Raw genomic sequence first — 19,593 nt, 5'->3', positions numbered from 1 at the left:
GCACGCCGCACGTCCGAGAACGGAGACATGATGGCGAACAGCAGCTCCGGTGAAGGCCAGAGGAAGAGTCCGTCGAAGATTTCGCAGCAGAGTCCGGAACCGCGAACCGCGCGCGGTCGCCGAACGCGCGACCGGCTGCTGGCCGCTGCGCGCGTCGTGTTCGAGACCCGAGGTTTCCTGGACACCCGCGTCGGTGACATCTGCGACGAGGCCGGCCTGGCGCAGGGCACCTTCTACATCTACTTCCAGTCCAAGGAAGACGTCTTCTACAACCTCGTCGACTCGGTCATCGCCGATCGGTACCTCCTGACGGCCGTGCCGGACGACTTCACCGGAACGGTTGCCGACAGGTTCGCCTACACGTTGCGGCAGTACTTCGCCGAGATGGAGCACTCCCGGCGGTTCAGCCGGATCGTCGAGCAGGTCGCCACGTTCGACGAGCGCATGCGGGAGAACCGCATGCAGATCCGGCGCGACTTCCGGCAGCGCGTGCAGCACGGCATCGAACGGCTGCAACGGCAGGGCGCGGCCGATCCCGACGTCTCCGCCGAGCTCACCGCGGAGGCGATCGTGGCGATGATCAACAACTTCGCCTACATCAACCTGGTCATCGGTGAACGAGAAGACCTCGATATCGAAGAAGTGGTCCAGACCCTCACCAACATTTGGGCGCGTGCCTTGGCGCTGGACGTCGAGAAGGCGGAGGCCAACGACACCAGGGAAGCGCCCCGGAAGAGAAAGACCTGACGCGCATGGAATTCACCGTTCCGGAAGACGCTGCGGAGACGGCGAAGGCGGTGCTCAGCTTCATCGAGCGCCACGTGGAACCGATCGAACGCGAACACGCCGCGCTGCTCGACGACGAACGCAAGCGCTACGACGACAACGGGCTGCTGGTGCCTGCCGTTCAGGACCTGAAGAAGCAGGTCAGGATGGCCTCGGCGGAGGCCGGTTTCTACACCATGTTCGGCGACGAAGCACTCGGCGGTGGTGGGCTCGGCGAGATCGCGCTGGTGCACATCCAGGAGGAGCTCAACCGGATCTGCGGGCCCGCCCGGCCGCTCATTCACGAGAACGTGATCCCGTCGGTGTTCACCAACGGGCTGAGCCCGATCCTGTGCGAGCTCAAGCCCGACGTGCGGGCGCAGTACCTCGACGGCATCGCTTCGGGGGAGAAGACGCTGTGCTTCGGGCTCTCCGAACCCGGTGCCGGCTCCGACGTCCAGCGCATCCGCACCCGGGCGGTCCGGGACGGCGATGAATGGGTGATCAACGGCTCGAAGCAGTGGATCACCAACGCCCCCTACGCCGATTACTGCATCCTGTTCGCCGTCACCGACCCCGAGGCGAACAAGGACCGGCGCGGCGGCATCACCGCGTTCTTCGTCGACACCCGGTCGGAGGGCTTCGAGTGCACCAGCGTCATCCCGATCCTGGGCCACGCCGGATCGCACATCGGCATCGTCACGGTCGAGGATCTGCGGGTGCCCGAGGACCACATCATCGGAACCCTGCACAAGGGGCTGGCCCTGGCGCTTCTGGGGATCAGCAAAGGACGGCTGTCGATGTCGGCGATGTGCGTCGGCCTGGCCCGCTGGGCACTGGAGATGTCCGTGGAGTACGCCCAGCAGCGCCAGACCTTCGACTCCGCCATCGGTGACCACCAGGCGATCCAGATCAAGCTGGCGGAGATGGCGATGGACGTCTACGCCGCCAAATCGGTGGTGGCGCGCACTGCGTGGCTGGTCGAACAGCGCCATCGCGCGGTCAAGGAGACCTCGATGACCAAGGCCCTGTGCACGGAGATGCTGGGACGGGTCAGCGACTCGGCGATGCAGGTGCACGGAGCGATGGGCCTAACCAACGAGCTGCGGTTGCAGGAAGCGTGGCGGCACGCGCGCACGCTGCGGATCCCCGACGGGACATCGGAAATCCAGCGCCGCACGATCGCCGGACGCCTGCTCGCCGGCGACCAGGAGCTGTAGTCGCGCAAGTGAGAGGTGAGCAGTGGACATCGATGCGACATCGCTACCCAAGTACGCGGAACTGCCCCGGCTGGACGACCTCGGCGCGAACTGCTCGTGGGACGTGTTCGGGCCCGATGACGAGCTCGGCACCCTCAACCTGCTCGACGCCGACGCGGTGCGCGCCGCCACCGGACTGGTGCGCACCGGCGAACGGATCGGGCTGAGTCTTCCGCTGGACCAACCAGATCCGCCGCTGTTCCGGCGAGAACCGTTTCAGCACACGATCAAGCGCATCGGCAGCATGTGGGACGACCGGCTGGACTCCTTCTTCCCGCAGGGGTCGACCCAGTGGGACGGGTTCCGGCACCACCGGGTGCGCGAGCACGGCTTCTACGGCGGAGTCGTGGACGACCCGGCGGCCGGGAACCCGCGGCTGAGCATCCACCACTGGGCCCGCACCGGCATCATCGGACGCGGAGTCCTGCTCGACGTCGCAACGCATTTCAGCGGCAGCGACTACGATCCGCTCGCCGAGCGCAGCATCACCGCCGACGAGCTGCGCGCCGTCGCGCGTGCGCAGGACGTGACGATCCGCCCCGGCGACGTGCTGTGCGTGCGCACCGGCTGGCTGCAGGCCTACCGGGCGCTGAAACCCGCCGCACGGGAGGAGATCTCGGCCCGCAAGAGCGGACTGGATTCGGCCGGACTGGGCGCCGACGAGGCGACGGCGGAACTGCTGTGGGACTGGCACATCGCAGCGATCGGCGCGGACAACCCGGCAGTCGAGGTAACCCCCGGCAATCCTGCCGTGGGCAGCCTGCACCGCCGGTTGCTCGGACTGCTCGGCATCCCGCTCGGCGAACTGTTCGACTTCGATGAGCTCGCCGCGCGACTCCGAGACCTCGGCCGCCACGAGTTCATGTTCGTCTCGGTACCGCTGGCCCTCGTCGGTGGGCTGGGCTCACCCGGCAACGCCGTGGCCTTGCTCTGAATTCCACTGAAAGATGACGAAGGTGGTGAAACATGGAAACGAGCGGTGACATCGCCGAATCGACGCGGAACGATTCCCGCGGTGCGATTCCGCCGCAGCGCATGCGTGATGTGGTGGGCTCCTTCTGCTCCGGTGTCGTCGTGGTCTCGGCGGTGGGTGCCGAGGGACCGGTCGGGCTGACCTGCCAGTCGTTCGCCTCGCTGTCGCTGGACCCACCGCTGGTGACCTTCGCGGTCGCCCGGACCTCGCGGACCTGGCCGCGCATCCGCGACGTCGGCTCGTTCTGCGTCAACATCCTGGCGGCCGATCAGCGGGAGCTCAGCCAGCAGTTCTCCCGCTCCGGCGCGGACAAGTTCGCCGGAATCGAGTGGTTGCCGAGCCCGCTGGGCGCCCCCGTCCTGGACGGCGTGGTCGCCTGGATCGAGTGCGAGCTGTGGCACGAGTACGACGGTGGTGATCACACCATCGTCATCGGTGAGGTGCACGAACTGGCCAGCACCGCAGACCGCCGTCCGTTGCTGTTCCACCGCGGCACCTATCTGGATCAACCGAGCACGACAGCATGAACTGATCCCTCCGGGAACTCACAAACCTTCTCAACAGTTGAGGCCGCGTGCGCATTCTTCGCGTTCACGGCACGGGCCGAGCACGGCCGTATTCCGATGCAATTAGCGATCGCCGGAAATCGCGACGTATCGAAAACCATTCGCTCTCAACGAAGAGAGACATCATGGCCACATTGCAGTCCAGACGCGCCGCTGCGGCGAGCGTGATCGGAACGACCATCGAGTACTACGACTTCTTCATCTACGCGACCGCCGCGGCGCTGGTGTTCAACAAGGTGTTCTTCCCCGCGCTGCAGGGCTTGGCCGGCACGCTGGTGTCCCTGTCGACCTTCGCCGTCGCCTTCCTCGTCCGCCCCATCGGCGGTGTGGTGATCGGTCACCTCGGTGACAAGGTCGGTCGGCGCCCGATGCTCGTGCTGACGCTGACCCTCATGGGCGGCGCGACCCTCCTCATCGGACTCCTGCCGGGCTACACCACCCTGGGCGTGGCCGCCCCGGTGCTGCTGATCCTGCTGCGCATCGTGCAGGGATTCGCGATGGGCGGCGAGCTCGGCGGCGCGGTGCTGCTGACGATGGAGCACAGCAGACCGGAGAAGCAGGGCTACTTCGGCAGTTTCGTGCAGATCGGCGGCCCGCTCGGCCTGGTACTGGCCACCCTGGTCTTCCTGCCGCTCAACGCGTTGCCGCAGGAGGCGTTCCTGAGCTGGGGTTGGCGCGTGCCGTTCCTGCTCAGCGCGATCCTCATCGTGCTGGGTTACGTGCTGCGGCGCACCATCGACGAGAGCCCGACGTTCGAGAAGATCAAGCAGCGCGGCGCCACCGACCGTGCTCCGGCGCTGACGATCCTGCGCACCTACCCGGTGCGGACGTTGCTGGTGGCGGGGACCACGCTCAGCGGTGGCGTGGTGTTCTACCTGATGTCGGTGTTCGGGCTCTCCTACGCCACGACGTCGCTGGGCATCAGCCGCGGCACCATCCTGCTGATCGTCCTGGTCGCGATGATCCTGGACTGCGTGTTCGTGGTCGCCTCCGGCACGCTGTCGGACCGGGTCGGCCGCGGCAGGATGATCCTGGCCGGGGTGATCGGCAAGGCGGTCCTGGCCTTCCCGTGGATCTGGCTGGTCAGCAGCGGCGACGTTTGGTTGATCTTCCTCGGCTACGTGCTCATGTGCATCCCGCACGCCGCGGGCCAAGGTGTGGCAGGGGTGTTCTACGCGGAGGCGTTCCCGGTCAACGTGCGCTACTCCGGGCTGTCGATCGGCTACACCATCGGCATGATCGGCGGCAGTGCGATCGCCCCGATGGTGGCGGCCAGCCTCGTGGCCACGTTCGGCATCAACTCGCTGGGGTGGTACCTGCTGGCGATGAGCCTGCTGTCGCTGATCTCGACTATCGGAGTCATTCGGATCCGCAACAACAGCACCGCGGACGACGAAGCGGAGGTCGGCACCGGTGCAGCGGCGGCGGCGTCATGACCGGGCGGGCTCCGAGGGTCGCCGTCGTCACCGGTGCGGCGTCGGGGATCGGTGCGGCGATCGCCGGTCAGCTGCGCCGGGACGGACTCCACGTCGCCGCCCTCGACCGCGACGAGGCGGGCTTGGCCGCAGGGCGCGATGACCGGGACCGCCTGGCCGTGGCCTGCGACGTGCGCGATGACGCGCAGGTCGCAGCGGCCATCGACGAGGTCGTGGGCTGGCGGTCCCGCATCGACGTCGTGGTCAACGCAGCCGGAGTCCTCGTGCGCGCCGACGCGCGCGCCACCACTCCCGAGATCTGGCGGACGGTGCTCGACATCAACCTCGTCGGCACCTTCCGCGTCGTCCAGGCCGCGATGCCGCACCTCACGGCCGGGGACGGCCCCTACGCCAAGCGCGTGATCAACATCGGCTCGGGTGCCGCCGACCGCGGCTACGCCTACCCGGCCTACACGGCCTCCAAGGGCGGGATCGTCGCGCTGACCCGGCAGCTCGCCGCGGAACTGGCACTGGAGGGGATCACGGTGAACGCGATCAACCCGGGGTTCATCCGCACGGCCATCAACGACGACGCGTGGCGCGACGACGAAGCCAGAGCCCAGTGGGAACGCACCATCCCGCTGGGACGAATGGGCCGGCCGGAGGAGGTCGCCGCGGTGGTGTCCTTCCTGGCCTCGCCCGGAGCCGGCTACGTCACCGGCCAAGCGATCCGCGTCGATGGCGGCAGATCCGCGATCTCAGGGCGGCCGTCATGACCTCTGGCCGCGGCGGTCGCCTCGATGGGAAGACGTGCGTGGTCACGGGTGCGGCCGGTGGACTCGGCGCCGAGATCTGTCGGGTCATCGGCAGCGAGGGCGGCGTGACGATCGGACTGGACCTGGTGGGGGCACCCGACTCCGACCTGCTGCAGGTCGACATCCGGGACGAGCGCTCGGTGGCGCAGGCGATCCAGCGGATCGCGCAGGAGCACGGCGGGATCGACGTGCTGGTCAACAACGTCGGCGTCGGCGGACCGCGGAAACCGGCTCACGAGGTCGAGATCGCGGAGTTCGACGAGCTCTTCGCCGTCAACGTGCGCGGCACCTGGTTGTGCACCAAACACGTGGTGCCGCAGATGATCGCCGCAGGCGGCGGCAGCATCATCAACATGTCGTCGATGTACGGGATGGTCGGCAATGCGATGGTGCCGCTCTACCACGCGACGAAAGGGGCCGTGCGGTTGATGACGAAAGCCGACGCCGCCACCTACGCCCAGCACGCGATCCGGGTGAACTCGGTCCACCCGGGCTCGATCGAAACGGGCTCGGGCGGCTCGGTGCGCCAGGACGAGTCGCCGGCGGCGCGCGAGTACAACGCGCGCACGCTCGCCGCGATACCGCTGGGCGCTCGAGGTGAACCAGCCGACGTCGCCCACGGCGTGCTGTTCCTGGCCTCGGACGAGTCGAAGTACATCACGGGTGCCGAGCTGGTCATCGACGGCGGCTACACGGCGGTGTGAAGAACCTGCTGCGAGGAGGCGACATGCCCACTCTTGACGAGCTGGTCGCGCGGACCGAGATCACCGATGTGCTCGGACGCTACGCGCACGCGATCGACCGCGGAGACCGCGAACTCGCCAGAACCTGCTACCACCCCGACGCCACGGACGACCACGGGCGCTTCAGCGGAACCGTCGACGAGCTCTTCGAGTTCTTCGAGACCTACGGTGCAACGCTGGAGAGCACTTTCCACTTCCTGAGCCCACCCACCATCGCGTTGCACGGGGAACGCGCGGAGGTGGAGACCTATTGCCTGTACCGGCGACAGCCGGTCGACGGCGGTGCGTCGGCGGCGGTGTTCCAAGGCCTTCGGTACTTCGACATCTTCGAACGACGCGCGGATCGGTGGCTGATCGCGGAACGGACCGTGATCATCGACTGGGAACACGCGGCCCCACCCTTGCCCACCACGGCGAGCCCGCCGACGTGGGTGCGAGGAAGCCGCGGTGAGACCGACCCGGCCGCACCCTTGACGAGGTCCCTGTCGACCGCGGTGCGACGACGGGCCGACAGCGCGGACGCCGGCGATCAAGGATTCATCGGGAGGTGCACGTCGTCGTAGGCGGCGTCGGCCGCGTCGATCAGGCTCGCCCCGTCGGTCTGAGCGTTGGCGATGGCCGCGTACCAGGTGTCGAGGGTGGCTTTGCAGTGGCGGACCAACTCCTGCGCCGCCGGGCTCAGCGCATCGCGCCGGTGCGCGACGCCGAAGGGCACCGACACCAGTGGATCGGTTTCGATCACGACGGCACCGAGCCGTCGTGCCTGGACGGCCATCCGCAGCGGGAGGAACGCGTGCACTCCGCCGCCGAGGACGAGGGTGAGCTGAGCGTGGCGGTTGGGCATGCTCGCGATCAGCCGCGGTTCCACCCCCACGTTCCGCAGGGCGGTCGCGACCCGGTCGTTCTCGCGCTGCGCGAGCGAGCAGATCGTCAGCGGCAGGTAGCTGAGGGCGTCGAGCGGTAGCGTCCCGCTCGGCGGTGCCGGAGAACCCGGCGGCATCACCAGCAGCAGCCGCTGCACCCCGAGCTCGACGAATTCGAGGCTCTTGGCGGGGACCGGCCGGGTGGTGAATCCGAGCTCGTAGCGTCCGGTGACCACTTCACCGCACAGGTCCCGGACGCCGGCGACCTCGGAGATGTTCAGCCGCACGTCCGGGTAGCGGGACCGGAACGACGTGATCCAGGAGGCGACCGCATCGCTGGACATCTCCGGCATCGTGCCGATGGAGACCGAGCCCGCCTCGAGGTCCCGCGCCGAGCTCAGCGCGTCGCGGGCGGCGACGACGTCGTCGAGGATCGCCCGCGCTTTGGGAACCAGCAGCGTCCCCGCCGGGGTGAGGGCCAGGCTGCGCCGCGCCACGCGCTGGAACAGCTCCACGCCGAGCTCGCGTTCGAGCGCCTGTATCGCTTGGGACAGCGCCGGTTGGGAGACGTAGAGGTGCTGGGCGGCGCGGTTCAGCCCCTCGTGCTCGACCACGGCCAGGAAGTACTCGATCTGGCGCAGTTCCATCGTCCCTCCTCCGGTCCAGCCCTAACGTACGCGGTAGCTGTCCGGCAGCACTCCCTCCGACGCGACAGACCGGGTCATCGCCCGGCCGAGGTTGCGCTCGTGGATGGCGGAGGCGCCCTCGTAGATCCGCAGGGTGCGGACGTCGCGCCACATCCGGGGCACCGGGTGCGGTCCGACGATGCCCTCCCCGCCGAGCAACTGCACGCACTGGTCGGCGACCCTGCCGACCATCTCCGAGCAGAACAGCTTGGCCGCCGAAATCCGGTGCCGGGGAATGGTTCCGGCGTCGAACGAGCGTGCTGCGTCGAGGGTGAGCGCGCGCCCGGCTTCCATCTCCGAGTAGCACCGGCCCAGCTGGGCCTGCACGACGCCGAGCTCGGAGAGCGGTGCTCCGAACTGGTGCCTGTTCTGGACGTGGCGAGTGGTCTCCTCGAGCATCCGGGTCGCCTGGCCGACGCAGGTGGCGGCGACGTGCAGCCGGGCGTGATTGATCCCGCGCATCGCCGCCGTGAGCCCGGCGCCCGGCACCCCGCCGAGCAGCCGGTCCTCGGCGACGACCACCGAGTCCAGGTCGATCTCGCCGACGGGGCCTTCGGCGTGGCCGTTCATGAGGTCGGGAATCCGGGTCGACACGCCGGGCGCGGTCCGGTCCACGAGGAACGCGGACACCTCGGCGTCGTCGGTGCGTGCGAAGACGAGCAGCGTGTCCGCCCAGTGCGCATTGGTGATGTAGCGCTTCGACCCGTCGAGAACCCACCCGTCGCCGGTGCGCCGGGCAGTGGTCTGAACATTGGTGGCGTCCGAGCCGGCCTCCGGTTCGGACAGCGCGAACGACGTGACCTGCCGGCCGGCCGCCATGTCAGGCAGCATCTCGCGGCGCTGCTCCTCCGTGCCGTGATCGAGGATCGCCTGCGAGCAGAGCCCGATCACGGTCGAGAAGCGCGAGCGGTAGACGCACGACGCCCTGGTGAACTCCAACGTCAGCAGCACCTGCTGCTCCATCGTCCAGCCGAACCCGCCATAGTCGGGTGGGATCGAGATGCCGAACAGCCCTAGCTCGGCCATGCGCCGCACGATCCGATCCGGGACCTGACCCGCGTCGACCATCTCGGGCTCGAACGGGATCAGCTCGTCGTCGGTGAACTCGGCGATCGTGCGCAAGTACGCGTCGAAGTCGGGCGTGCCGCTCATCGGGTCTCCATCCCTCGTGGTTGCTCCGGCTTGCCGACGATGCCGTCGTCGGCGAGCCGTTCGATCTCGTCCTCGCTGCGCCCGAGTTCGCGCAGCACCTCGCGGGTGTGCTCACCCAGCCGGGGGGCGGCTGACGTCCGGCCGCGCACCGTCGCGTCGACCTGGAAGGGCGCGGCCGGGGCGTCGATCCCGAGCTCGTCCAGCTGGACGAGCAGACCCGATGCGGAGAGGTCCGCGTCCTTCACGAGCTCGTCGAACGACCGCACCGAGCCGCACACGATCCCCCGCGAAGCCAGCAGCGCGATGGCGTCGGCACGGGTGAGGTGGCCGAGAGCTGAACCCAGAACTTCCTTGAGCGCCGGACGGTTGGCGACCCTCGACTGGTTGTCGGCGAAGCGCGGGTCGGCGGCGAGTTCGGGTCTGCCGATCGCCGAGCACAGTGCGGCCCACTTGGTCGTGGTGTAGGCGGAGACCACGACGGCGCCGTCGACGGTCTGCACCAGATCCGCGGCGGGGGCCACTGCCGGCTGGCCGTTTCCCGTCCGTGAGGGCGTTTCGCCGGTGCGGCGGTAGCTCATCCATTGCGTCGCCTGAGCCGCCACGACTGCTTCCATCAGGGATGTCTCGACGAGTGCGCCGTTGCCGGTTCGGCTGCGGCGGACCAGCGCGGCGAGCACCCCGGCTGCCAGCGCGTTCGCGGCGAGCACGTCGGCGATGGTGAAGCCGACGCGCTGTGGCTCACCATCGGCTTCACCGGTGGTGTGCATGACCCCGAACTCGGCTTGGGCGGCGATGTCCAGGCCGGCTCGCCCTGCCGAGGGGCCACGCGTTCCGAACCCGGTGACGAACCCGTAGACCAGGTGTGGGTGGCGTGAGCGCACCTGCTCCGGCCCGATGCCGAGGCGTTCGGCCGAGCCGTGCCGGAAGTTGTGCAGCAGCACGTCCGATCCCGCGCACAGCTGGTCGAGGATCCGGAAGCCCTCAGGTCGACGCAGGTCGACCGCGATGCTGCGCTTGCCGCGGTTGTTCGCGTGCAGCATCGCCTCACCGAACGAGCCGACGGAACGTGCCTGGTCGCCGGTGAGGCTCTCCACCTTGATCACCTCGGCGCCCAAGTCGGCCAGCTGCTGTCCGGCCCCGGGAGCGGCGATGTACTGGCCCAGGTCCACGACGCGGATCCCGGTCAGCGGTGCCTGCGTCATGATGCCTTCCTCATCGCGGTCTCGGTCTCCAGCGCCTGGCGGGCGGCCTCCGGGTTCAGCAGGCGTGCGCCGACCACGGCGCAGGCGCAGATGGCGATGCCGACGGCGAGGAATCCGTTCGCGTAGCCCGCGGAAGGCGTCGGTCCGGCTTGGACGATGAGCCCCAGCGCGTAGGGGGCGATGATTCCCGCGATGCTGTAGAACCCGATCACGCACCCGAAGAACGCGGCGCGCTGGCGCTGCGGGAGGAAGTCGGACGCGCCTGCGAAGGCGACCGAGAACGCGACGCTGTTGATGGAGAAGGTGCAGATCACCAGCATCAGCTGGAGCGTTCCCGGTCCGACCAACGCGAACGCGATCATGCTCAGGCCGGCGAAAACGATCAGCGCGCCGCTGAAGTACCCGCGCGCGGCCCGGGAGCTCCAGCCCCGAGAGAGGAGCCGGCCGGACAGGTATCCGCTGGCGAGCAGGACGACGACCGCTGTGGCGTAGGGGAGGGTGACCAGCCATCCGACGGTGGTCGGCGAGTAGCCGAGACCTTCGCCGAGGAACGCGGGCAACCAGGAGACCTTCAGCGACGTGATGAGGTAGCCCGCGAACGACATCAGGCTGAGCCCCCAGAAGCTGGGCAGCCGCAGCAACCGCAGGAACGGCACGTCGATGTGGCCGTTCGGGTCCGCTTCGACCTCCTCGGCCACCGGGCGCCTGCGCAGCGGCTGGCGCTCGACATAGCAGAGCCAGACCACCAGCCAGAGGATGCCGACCGCGATCAGCACGAGGAATGCGGCGTGCCAGGAGTGAGTGACGATCACCCAGGTCAGCGCCGGTGCGGAGATCAGCGGACCGACCGAGGATCCCGCGTTCACGATCGATCCGGCGAACGCGCGCTTCTCCTTCGGGAACCGGTCCGCGACGACGCTCTGGCACAGCGCGTGCGCCGGCCCCTCGAAGAAGCCCAGCACGATCCGCGACACCAGCAGCACCCCGAACGTGGTGGGCACCGCGAGCGGCAGCATGCTCGCCACCCAGGTGAACATCAGGATGGCCGCCGCCCACTTCGCGGAGATCCAGCGCATCGCGGCGGACAACCCCACCGCGCCGACGGCGAACAACCAGAAGAACGCGCTGCCGACCAAGCCGAAGTCCCCGGCGCTCAGCCCGAGGTCATGGCGGATCTGCTGCGACGCCAACCCCACGGCCGCCTTGTCCGCGAAGTTCAGGGTGAAGAAGGCGAAGAGCAGGATGACGATGCCCCAGGCCTTGCGGTCCCGGTGGGGGAGCGGCGGTGACACCACTGGTGTCCCGAATTCGGCTGATACCATGTGGGCCTCCGTCACGGCCTTGGACTCGTTGACGAGCGTTGCGCTGCACCAACTCCACCGGTGATCGACGGCGACGACAAGGCCGGATCCCGAGTCAGCCTTATAGCCAAAGCTGATACTCCGTGCTCGGGCGTGGTGGCCTCGCCGCCACATCGATCCCCGAGGTGCGCATCTACCCCCTCTGAGCCGATGGCGGGACCAGGTGAGGACCGCACGGTGTGTGCACGGTTCCCGCGTCAAGCTCGCGGAACCACAACCCTCGTACCCCAGTGCACATCTGACCGGCGAAACACCGGCGCGGGAGTACTTGGGGTCAAAGGTTCTGAGGTCGAGTTCCCGTCGTGCGGGTGGCCTTGACCGCGATGGGCTGTCGAGGTGGCCAGCCGAGTGCCCGCAGGATCGGGCGCGCCGACACCCGACCCGCACGGTCGACGTGGCCGATCCCGTAAACGGCGCCTGGCGGGTCTGGCTCGGTGCGGACCGAGGGCACCGACAGCGGCCGCTGTCCCTGACGAACCCCGCTTGCCTGAAGCCGGGACTCGATGGGAGGCGGGACCAAGGAGCCAATGATCTGATCACTCATCACGAGCCAGCCAGCCCGTGGGGCAAAAGAGTGTCCGAGACGGACTTGCGAATTGTTCACCCGCCTTCTGGTTCCTGGAACAGGTTGGAGCGCAAAGGGCTTTTGCTGTCTCGCGTGTTTCTTCCTGGAGTTCGTCGGGACACCTTGACGGGATACGCGCGCAAGTCGGCAACCGCTCCGAAGCGCTGGACACCCGGAAACGGGAGCAGGTGCCTACAGGTGGTAGCTCTGGATCTTTTTCGCCAGCTCGGTGGCCGCTTCGTTGAGTGCGCGTGCGATGCGTTCTTCCCAGCCTTGTCGGTCACGGTGTCGGGGCCTGATATGCCGAGTCCCCGCGAGTACGTCTGCTTCTGGGATGGTGCAGGCGGTGCCCATGGCGAGGAGGCCGGCTTCGCTTTCGCCGCGGTTCCTGGAACACCTCACCGCCACTCGTGAACGGGGAGCGACGCAGCGAGCCGATCGAAGAAGCGAAGATCCTTCCAGAGCTGTCGATTGCCGACGACGTAGAATCGTCGTTTGGCCCTGGAGACCGCTACGTTGAGCAGGTTCGGGCGTTCGGCTGCCCACAGCCGCGCGCCGGGACTTTTCGGAGCGCTCCCCAGCACGAGGATGATGACGTCGGATTCCTTGCCCTGCACGGTGTGCACGGTCCCCACGTTGCGCTTCGCGAATTCAGGGCCGACGTGCGCGCTGAGCCGGCTCTTGGCTCCTCTGACGACGTCGCGGAACGGGCTGATCACCCGGACGTCATCCGGGTCGACTTCCTGCGCCACCAGTTGCTCGACCAGATCGGTGAGCGCGTTTCCCTCATCGCCAACCCAATGGCCGGTGGAGATCTGGCTCCGGACGTCGATCCAGCGGTTCTCGTCCGGGAACTGACCAGCGTGCTGGGTTCCGTAGACCATGAGCGTTCCACCGTAGGCGATGTCGTTGGACACTTCGAACATCGGTCGGTCGCAACGTCGGTGGACGCGGAGCGGAGCGCCTACCCAGACCTGCTCGTCGCTGTCCTGGAGGGGCAGCGTGGTCCCGTGACGGGTGAGCCTGTCGGCCACGCCCTGAGCTGAGGTCGTCTCCGGAGTCCACTGCTCGTCGACCTGGTGATGACGGCGCAGCGCGTGTTGTGCCGAGGTCGGCAGCGTCACGATCGGCTCCAGCTGCTGCGGATCTCCCACCACGACCGCCCGTTGGCAGCGCCACAGACCGCCGACCACCTGCTGCGGGGTGGCCTGGCCTGCTTCGTCGACGAGGAGCCAGCCCAGGCTCTCACGACCGAGGCCGGTGAACAGGCGAGGCAGTGAGGCGAACGTCGTCGAGATCATCGGCACGACCAGGAACAAGGACTGCCAGGCCGCCAACCTCGCCGCAGAGGAGGGCTTGGCGCTGCCCTGCAGGATCTCGGTCATGACGCTGAGGTTGCTGCGGATCCGGTTGCTGGAGTGCAAGATGAAGGCGCGGTGCAATCGCAGCGCCTTCAGGAACAGCCGGTTGCGGGCCGTGACGTACTCCTCGTCGGACCACGGCGCGCACTTCTGGAACTCGTCGTCGCCGGAGAAATCGTCGGGGATCGGCACATGGCCGGGCCATCGGTCGCGCGCCTGAGTCACCTGGCCCTGAGCCAGGTCGAGCTCGTACGAGGCCGCGGCGCGTACGTCCTCGGCCTTCTGCAGCTCGGTCAGTTTCGCGCTCAGTCGCTGCTGGAGTCGTTCCTGTGTCCCTTCGGCGTCGCGGAGCTTCTTCTTTGCCCCATCCCGAGTCTCCTCGAGACGCTCGTGCTTGGCCTGCCACTCACGCGGTGCCCGGAACCACGTGGCCAACGTGACCCATAATCCCGGCCGGTGCCGGAGGTGGCTCTCGTAGTCGTCGTCGGCGTCGCGGAACACCCGGTCGGCACGCCTCACCTCGGCGTCGCTGGTGGCCAAGTCCTTTCTCAAGAGGGCACACAAAGCGTCGGCGTCGGCGAACGCCCTCTTGGCCTCATCCCACCGCCGACGGCAACTGCTCTCCGCGGTGATCGCGTCAGCGGCGTGCTGCCGCGTCTCGGCGAGGCGGTCCACTTCCTCGCGGGCACGGCGGAAGTCGGTGACCGCGGTGTCCCAGTCGTCGACCGCCTCGGGATCGTGGGCGGCTTCCTTGAGCAGCTGATACATGCCCACGGCGCCCGATGGGGCGGCGTCCTGGGAGTCCTGGTTCTGCGAGGTCCTGTAGTTGCCCCACCAGAAGCGCTTGGCGAACGTGTTGCGGTACTTGAGATTGCCGAGCGTTGCCGCGACCAACCCCCACGCCTCGGCGTCGAGGACGTGCGAGGCCAGGTCGGTGAAGTAGTCGGCGTCGAGCGCTTCGTCGGTGTATCCGCGCACGGCGTCGATCCCGGGAACTTCCGCGGTCACGTTCTTCGCCGCATCGTTGGTGGCAGTGGCGAGGACGATCTCGAAGCCGCTCAACGCGCAGGACACGCCGTAGACCGGCGTGGGGATCTCTTTCGGCCCGACCGGAACGAGTTCGAGGCGCTCGGTGAAGCCCTCCGAAGGGGACGCGAGTTCGGCGAGGCGGCTCGCCCGCTCGAGGACGATGGCGGAGAGCACGTCGCGCAGCAACGTGGTCTTGCCGGTGCCCGGCGGACCGTTCACCGAGAACAGCCCTGCGTTGTCGCGGAGCTCGGCGACGACGCGGTTGACGGCGAACTGCTGGCTGAGCACGAGCGGCTTGGCCGGGTCGCCGGGCCACCGCGCGGCCGGGACGTGCTGCGGTTCGACACCGGCGATCACCGCGTCCGGGTGCGCCCGGACGTCGACCCGGCGCGCGGTGTCGAGCGCGCTCCCGTCGGTCAGGTAGTTCCGCAAGGCAGCGCCCACGTCGTCCCTGGCCACCGCGTCCGCGACATGGCTGAGGTCGTTGGCGATGTGGCTGTTGAGGAAGTCCTGATCGGCGGAGTCGTCGCGGATCGGTATTGCACGGCACCGGACGCGCACCCCGGTGGCGTTGAGGAAATCGCGCACGCCCAGCGCCGCGGCCATCTCGGCGACGAAATCGTGCAGTGCCAAGGTGGTGACGAGAAGGCGAGGTGCGCTCGGTTGCGCGGTGGCGGTCTCGGAAACAGCACCGTCGTCTTCAGCGTCGCCCGGGCCGAGCACGCTCTCGGTGAACGCCCCCGCAGCAGCACCGGCGACACCGCCGAGAACCGGGCCCACCGCGGTCTCCGTCGCTGTTTTGACGGCCGTGCCCGCGGCTTCGGCTCCGGCGCTCCACGCATCGATGCCCGCGGACTTCAAGCGGTCGCCGAAGGCGCGCACGACTCGATCGAACGGGCCGGAGGTCGTCTTGCCGTCGTGTTCCTCGTCGGTGGAGGAGCGACGTTCCGGCGGCACCAGCTTGTCCATCGCCTCGGCGAATGCCCGTTCCTCCTCGTCGAACCCGTCGAGGGCGTTGGGATCCAGCCTGGAGGAGGTCAGCTTCCCCAGTGTCCAAGCGCAGGCCGACAGGGTCGCGCCGTTCTCGATCAGGCACCCGTCGGCGTCGATGGTGAGCGCGAACAGGGCGGTGCGCCCGTCGCTCGGTCGTTCCTCCCTCGTGTCCTGCCCGAACGCCTCCACCAGCGCCTCGGCAACGGCCGATCGGGAGTACAGGCCGCCGTAGACCGTGAACTGCCACGTGTACCGAGGGGGGATCGGTTCGTCGAGGAGCGGGTGCCCCGACTCCCAAGGGGCGAGTTCCCCCGCGTCCAGGTCGAAGATCTGCTCGTGGGCACCGCGGCGGTAGGGTTTTGTCTTCGGCACGTCTTGCGGACTGAGCATCTCGACGCTTCGCCAGAACCGGACGATGTTCGCAGACCGGCTGTCACTCACAGAATTCCCCCAGTGCCGTCGCGCAGTGTGTTCATGTGATTACCGCTCGGAGCAAGGGGCACTGTAGAACATGATCGGCTTCCCGTGGGCTGCAAGCGCGAGATCTCGTCGTCGCCGTCACCACACGGGGCGTGGGAGGTCCTCGGGTAGAAGACCTGCCCGAAGAATTGCGTTTCGCTGGTGGTGCTGTCCGGTGAGTCCGGGCCTGATCGGCAACGAGCGGGAACGCTACGGGGTGCCGTGCTCTCAGCGCGGCAGGGCGCGCTGCTGTCGCTGATCCGCACCTTCGCTGCCGATCTCGGCCCCGATGGGGCTGACTCGCGAGGGGGAGAGGTCAACCAGGATTGGTGGCGACGGAAGCTGGAGGGTGTCGTGCGGCGTGATCGTGACACCGACGCCGAGCCGACTTCTGCCGGTGCGCGTTGGAAGAGACTCGGTCCCGGCTAGGCGCCGTCGTGGGGTTTGATGAAGGTGTGCTCGCGGTGCCACTTGAAGTAGGGCTCGCGCTGCGGGGTCCACCAGGTGCTGGTGCGGCCGTCGAGGCGGTCCTTGACGAACTGCGCGACGTCCGGGGTGGTGTTGGTGGCGTCGCTGATCAGGATGTGACCGTCTTCGCCGACTGCGATGAAGCCGTGCTCGAAGAGGCTGTCGCAGCCGAGGAGGCAGGCCAGCATGCCGACGTTGTCGAAGTCCTTTCGCTCGTCTTCGCTGCACATGGCGCGTTTCTTGATGTGGGCTCCGACGAGGAAGTCGGGTGGTAGGTGGTTGCCGCAAAGCGCGCAGGTGCCGTCGGACAGTTCGACGAGGCGTTGTTTGAAGGCTGTGCGTTCGCGGCGCCAGCTGCCCGTTCCGGTGCCGTCGGTCGGTCCGTCAGGTACGGAGTTCGGCCGCTTGGTTGCCGGAGCCTGTCCGCCTTGGGTGGTGGGGATGGTTAGCGTGTCGAGATTGACCAGTTCGGCGAGCCTGTCGGCTTTGTCGCCATCGTAGACCGTGAAGCCCTGGATGAATGCGTTGTCGCTCCAGTCCAGCGCGCTGCGGACTTCTTCGATGGGGACCGAGATGTCGCGGAGGTTGGTGAGGGCGAACATGAGCTCCCAGGTCAGCCCGTCCTGGTTCCGGCCCCACAGGCGTTCGGCCATGGGCTCGTTGCGGAAAGTGAGGACGACGTGGCCCGCGAGGTAGAGCTGCTTCTTGCCGTAGAAGAAGACGGCATCGCCCGGTTCGAGGCGCTCCCACTTGGAGACGTTCACGTCGTTGCGGCCGCGGGTCGCTCCCCAGAACTGTGCTGTGTGCTGGGGAAATTCAGCGCCAAGTGTTGTGAGAACGCCCGAGGGGACGACGTCGACGTGCTGGGAGAAGGCAACCCTGCTGTCGATGGTGTCGCGGTAGTGCTGGGCGACGTCGCGATCGTTGAGCGCTGCCGGCTGGAGCGCGATCCTCACTGGTCCTCCTGTCCGAGCTGGTCGTACTTGCGCGCGTTGCCCTTGGCCAGCTCCACCGGGTACTTGGCCGCGTTCAAGGTCATCTTCTCATCGAGCGCGGCCATGAGGTCGATTTCGAGCACATCGGCCAACCGGAGCAGGTAGGCGAGGACGTCGGCCAGCTCGTAGCGCACGTTCTCGCCGGTGGATGGATCGCGAGTGACCTGGGCTGACTGCTCGGGGGTGAGCCATTGGAAGAGCTCGAGGAGCTCGCCTGCCTCGCCGGCCAGGGCCATGGCGAGGTTCTTGGGGGTGTGGAACTGCTGCCAGTCGCGTTCGTCAGCGAAGTCCCGCAGGCGTCGCTGGAAGTCCTCGAGCGTCATGCCGATCAACCCTACGAGGATCTTCCTGCTCCTGGGTGTCGCAGCGTCCGCGCGGCGGTGGTGAAGCACCCCGTGAGAAGGCGGTGGTAGCTGGGTCGTTGTCCGGGTGATCTCGACCGTGCGTTGCGCGGCCTCGGCTCAGGAGGTCGGTGAGTCCAGGCGCTTTGCGAGATGGGCCAGGTGGTGCGATGTAGCGATCGAGATCCACTTCGTCGACTTCCCCAGCCGCATCGCTGGCTTTGACTTGCAGGAATGCAGAACTCGGTCGCCCCAGGAGAACTGCGGACCGGCGAATTCCGGACGGTGGACGAGCTCGTCGGCCACCTCGAGGAAGTAGCGTTCGGACGATCCGGATGGTGGTGCGCCTCTGCGCCCCGGGATCTGGCGCGCGATCGAGAGAGTTGCACCCGGAACCGTGTAGTGGATGTAGGGGTTCGGTCCGAAGATCGGGCCTTCGGGTGTTGGCGGGATCGGGTGGACGACCCCGTAGTCGCCGTAGCCCAGTCGGCGATCGCAGGCCTATCGGACCGCTTCCCACAGCTGCACTTCAGCTCGCGGGCGGATGTGGGTCTCGTAATTCGTCCGTTTCGGCGGTGTTGATCCTGATAGCAGGCTGACCGAGGTGAATCCGGCTGTGAGGACCTTGTTGATGCTCTGCGCGAGTGCGTCGACGCGGTGTTGCTCCACTGCTTCGAGGTAGCCCTCGTCGAAGACGATGCGAAAGGCCTCAGGTCCTCGGTGGAGAGCAGCGGCGATGCGCTCGATCTCCTGCGGAAGATCTGAGGCGATCGAGGAGGGGTGTTGAGTGCGGATGACCACGGGGCGGTCTTGGTGTTCGAGCAGCATGCGGATGGAGTGAAGCTGCTGCTGGTCAGCCCGAGATGAGATGACCGGGATCAGGCATGGTTTGTCGAGTTCGGTGAGTCCGCGATCGTGTGTTCGATCTCTTGGTCGAAGTGTTCGAGTGCTGCCAGCGGGGCGGCGCCGAATGCGCTGTCGGCGGTGAGCCAGGTCGTGTCCACCCAGAGCGGGTTGTCCGCCAATGCCGCCTCCACGCCGGCTTCGACGATCTTCTTGGAGATTGATCCGCCAGGTGCCGTGCCGTTGAGCAGTTCAACCATCACCTGGACAGGGCCGTCCGTTCCTCGCGTGTGCATGAGGGCGTTGACTTCGCCCTCCTTGCTTTTGATCGCAAGAACGGGCATGCCTCCAGCCACCGACATGCGCGACAACCTCCCAACGATTCCAGGCCTTTTCGGCCCGGCCCGAAATGACATCGACTTCTTCGTGCGTCGCTGGAACGTGAAACGGCGTCCATGATCGTCGCAGGTGGCGGTCTCGTGGACTAACGGCCGAACGAGTGGACGGCGGCGGGTCGGGATCCTGGAGCGATCGCGCGGCACGTACTCGACGCGGAAGGATCGCGAAGGTTGACCCCGCGGGTAGTACGGCCATCTGGGCGTATGTGGGCGGATCCGCGTCAGGTGGTCAGGCCAAGCGCGTTCCGCTACCGACCGGAGGCGATGTGGAGGCGGGTGACGTGGTGGGTGCGGCTGAGATCGGACTGGGCGCGAAGTCGGGTTCTTCTGGAGTTGAGGTG

Annotated in this window: 16 protein-coding genes and 1 pseudogene; 8 read left to right on the top strand and 9 right to left on the bottom strand. The window is 67.6% G+C overall.

Annotated features, from left to right (window positions below; translation table 11 throughout):
• The first annotated feature begins 27 nt into the window (after window positions 1-27).
• The 8 genes from E1181_RS12705 to E1181_RS12670 all read left to right on the top strand — a co-directional run bounded on the left by E1181_RS12705 (window position 28) and on the right by E1181_RS12670 (window position 7,099).
• Window positions 28-747 carry a TetR/AcrR family transcriptional regulator gene (locus E1181_RS12705; protein ID WP_132674330.1) on the top strand — a complete coding sequence of 240 codons (720 nt, stop codon included), beginning with the start codon at window positions 28-30 and terminating at the stop codon, window positions 745-747.
• Between the two features lie 5 nt (window positions 748-752).
• The gene (locus E1181_RS12700; protein ID WP_132674328.1) at window positions 753-1,985 is read left to right on the top strand and encodes an acyl-CoA dehydrogenase family protein; all 1,233 of its coding nucleotides are present in this window, start codon (window positions 753-755) and stop codon (window positions 1,983-1,985) included.
• Window positions 1,986-2,007: 22 nt separating this feature from the next.
• The gene (locus E1181_RS12695) at window positions 2,008-2,958 is read left to right on the top strand and encodes a cyclase family protein (RefSeq protein WP_132674326.1); all 951 of its coding nucleotides are present in this window, start codon (window positions 2,008-2,010) and stop codon (window positions 2,956-2,958) included.
• Window positions 2,959-2,990: 32 nt separating this feature from the next.
• Window positions 2,991-3,524 (top strand): flavin reductase family protein, encoded by a 534-nt coding sequence (locus E1181_RS12690; RefSeq protein WP_207922123.1) that lies wholly within the window; start codon window positions 2,991-2,993, stop codon window positions 3,522-3,524.
• A 164-nt stretch (window positions 3,525-3,688) separates the two neighbouring features.
• Complete coding sequence (locus E1181_RS12685; protein ID WP_132674324.1) at window positions 3,689-4,999, top strand: MFS transporter; 1,311 nt, start codon at window positions 3,689-3,691, stop codon at window positions 4,997-4,999.
• Window positions 4,996-5,754 (top strand): SDR family NAD(P)-dependent oxidoreductase, encoded by a 759-nt coding sequence (locus tag E1181_RS12680; protein WP_132674322.1) that lies wholly within the window; start codon window positions 4,996-4,998, stop codon window positions 5,752-5,754. Before E1181_RS12685 ends, E1181_RS12680 begins: the two co-directional genes overlap by 4 nt.
• Window positions 5,751-6,497: an SDR family NAD(P)-dependent oxidoreductase gene (locus E1181_RS12675; protein WP_132674320.1), complete on the top strand. Its 747-nt coding sequence runs from the start codon at window positions 5,751-5,753 to the stop codon at window positions 6,495-6,497. The genes E1181_RS12680 and E1181_RS12675 overlap by 4 nt, the downstream gene beginning before the upstream one ends.
• Before the next feature lie 23 nt (window positions 6,498-6,520).
• Window positions 6,521-7,099, top strand: coding sequence for a nuclear transport factor 2 family protein (locus tag E1181_RS12670; protein WP_132674318.1), 579 nt, complete (start codon window positions 6,521-6,523; stop codon window positions 7,097-7,099).
• Here the strand turns inward: E1181_RS12670 and E1181_RS12665 are convergent.
• The 9 genes and pseudogenes from E1181_RS12665 to E1181_RS32110 all read right to left on the bottom strand — a co-directional run bounded on the left by E1181_RS12665 (window position 7,066) and on the right by E1181_RS32110 (window position 19,216).
• Window positions 7,066-8,046 (bottom strand): LysR family transcriptional regulator, encoded by a 981-nt coding sequence (locus tag E1181_RS12665; RefSeq protein ID WP_132674316.1) that lies wholly within the window; start codon window positions 8,044-8,046, stop codon window positions 7,066-7,068. The genes E1181_RS12670 and E1181_RS12665 overlap by 34 nt on opposite strands.
• 21 nt (window positions 8,047-8,067) lie before the next feature.
• Complete coding sequence (locus E1181_RS12660; protein ID WP_132674314.1) at window positions 8,068-9,237, bottom strand: acyl-CoA dehydrogenase family protein; 1,170 nt, start codon at window positions 9,235-9,237, stop codon at window positions 8,068-8,070.
• The gene (locus tag E1181_RS12655; protein WP_132674313.1) at window positions 9,234-10,439 is read right to left on the bottom strand and encodes a CaiB/BaiF CoA transferase family protein; all 1,206 of its coding nucleotides are present in this window, start codon (window positions 10,437-10,439) and stop codon (window positions 9,234-9,236) included. The genes E1181_RS12660 and E1181_RS12655 overlap by 4 nt, the downstream gene beginning before the upstream one ends.
• Entirely contained in the window at window positions 10,436-11,761 is a 1,326-nt protein-coding gene (locus E1181_RS12650; protein WP_132674311.1) for an MFS transporter, read from the bottom strand. The genes E1181_RS12655 and E1181_RS12650 overlap by 4 nt, the downstream gene beginning before the upstream one ends.
• 1,002 nt (window positions 11,762-12,763) lie before the next feature.
• Window positions 12,764-16,120, bottom strand: coding sequence for a DEAD/DEAH box helicase (locus E1181_RS12645; RefSeq protein ID WP_235876718.1), 3,357 nt, complete (start codon window positions 16,118-16,120; stop codon window positions 12,764-12,766).
• Between the two features lie 512 nt (window positions 16,121-16,632).
• Window positions 16,633-17,631, bottom strand: coding sequence for a hypothetical protein (locus E1181_RS12635; RefSeq protein WP_132674307.1), 999 nt, complete (start codon window positions 17,629-17,631; stop codon window positions 16,633-16,635).
• Entirely contained in the window at window positions 17,628-17,993 is a 366-nt protein-coding gene (locus E1181_RS12630) for a nucleotide pyrophosphohydrolase (protein WP_132674305.1), read from the bottom strand. The genes E1181_RS12635 and E1181_RS12630 overlap by 4 nt, the downstream gene beginning before the upstream one ends.
• A gap of 138 nt (window positions 17,994-18,131) precedes the next feature.
• Window positions 18,132-18,881: pseudogene (locus E1181_RS32115) on the bottom strand (beta family protein).
• A gap of 8 nt (window positions 18,882-18,889) precedes the next feature.
• The gene (locus E1181_RS32110) at window positions 18,890-19,216 is read right to left on the bottom strand and encodes a hypothetical protein (protein WP_235876717.1); all 327 of its coding nucleotides are present in this window, start codon (window positions 19,214-19,216) and stop codon (window positions 18,890-18,892) included.
• Between the last annotated feature and the right edge of the window lie 377 nt (window positions 19,217-19,593).

Origin of the sequence: Saccharopolyspora terrae (assembly GCF_004348435.1) — a bacterium.
GTDB classification, from domain to species: domain Bacteria; phylum Actinomycetota; class Actinomycetes; order Mycobacteriales; family Pseudonocardiaceae; genus Saccharopolyspora; species Saccharopolyspora endophytica.
This window is presented reverse-complemented; position numbering and strand designations above follow the sequence as displayed.

Coding starts and splice junctions, on each gene's coding strand:
- E1181_RS12665 (WP_132674316.1), bottom strand. CDS start 8,046: ATGGAACTGCGCCAGATCGAGTACTTCCTGGCCGTGGTCGAGCACGAG.
- E1181_RS12630 (WP_132674305.1), bottom strand. CDS start 17,993: ATGACGCTCGAGGACTTCCAGCGACGCCTGCGGGACTTCGCTGACGAA.
- E1181_RS12655 (WP_132674313.1), bottom strand. CDS start 10,439: ATGACGCAGGCACCGCTGACCGGGATCCGCGTCGTGGACCTGGGCCAG.
- E1181_RS12690 (WP_207922123.1), top strand. CDS start 2,991: ATGGAAACGAGCGGTGACATCGCCGAATCGACGCGGAACGATTCCCGC.
- E1181_RS12650 (WP_132674311.1), bottom strand. CDS start 11,761: ATGGTATCAGCCGAATTCGGGACACCAGTGGTGTCACCGCCGCTCCCC.
- E1181_RS12675 (WP_132674320.1), top strand. CDS start 5,751: ATGACCTCTGGCCGCGGCGGTCGCCTCGATGGGAAGACGTGCGTGGTC.
- E1181_RS12705 (WP_132674330.1), top strand. CDS start 28: ATGATGGCGAACAGCAGCTCCGGTGAAGGCCAGAGGAAGAGTCCGTCG.
- E1181_RS12700 (WP_132674328.1), top strand. CDS start 753: ATGGAATTCACCGTTCCGGAAGACGCTGCGGAGACGGCGAAGGCGGTG.
- E1181_RS32110 (WP_235876717.1), bottom strand. CDS start 19,216: ATGTCGGTGGCTGGAGGCATGCCCGTTCTTGCGATCAAAAGCAAGGAG.
- E1181_RS12685 (WP_132674324.1), top strand. CDS start 3,689: ATGGCCACATTGCAGTCCAGACGCGCCGCTGCGGCGAGCGTGATCGGA.
- E1181_RS12660 (WP_132674314.1), bottom strand. CDS start 9,237: ATGAGCGGCACGCCCGACTTCGACGCGTACTTGCGCACGATCGCCGAG.
- E1181_RS12670 (WP_132674318.1), top strand. CDS start 6,521: ATGCCCACTCTTGACGAGCTGGTCGCGCGGACCGAGATCACCGATGTG.
- E1181_RS12680 (WP_132674322.1), top strand. CDS start 4,996: ATGACCGGGCGGGCTCCGAGGGTCGCCGTCGTCACCGGTGCGGCGTCG.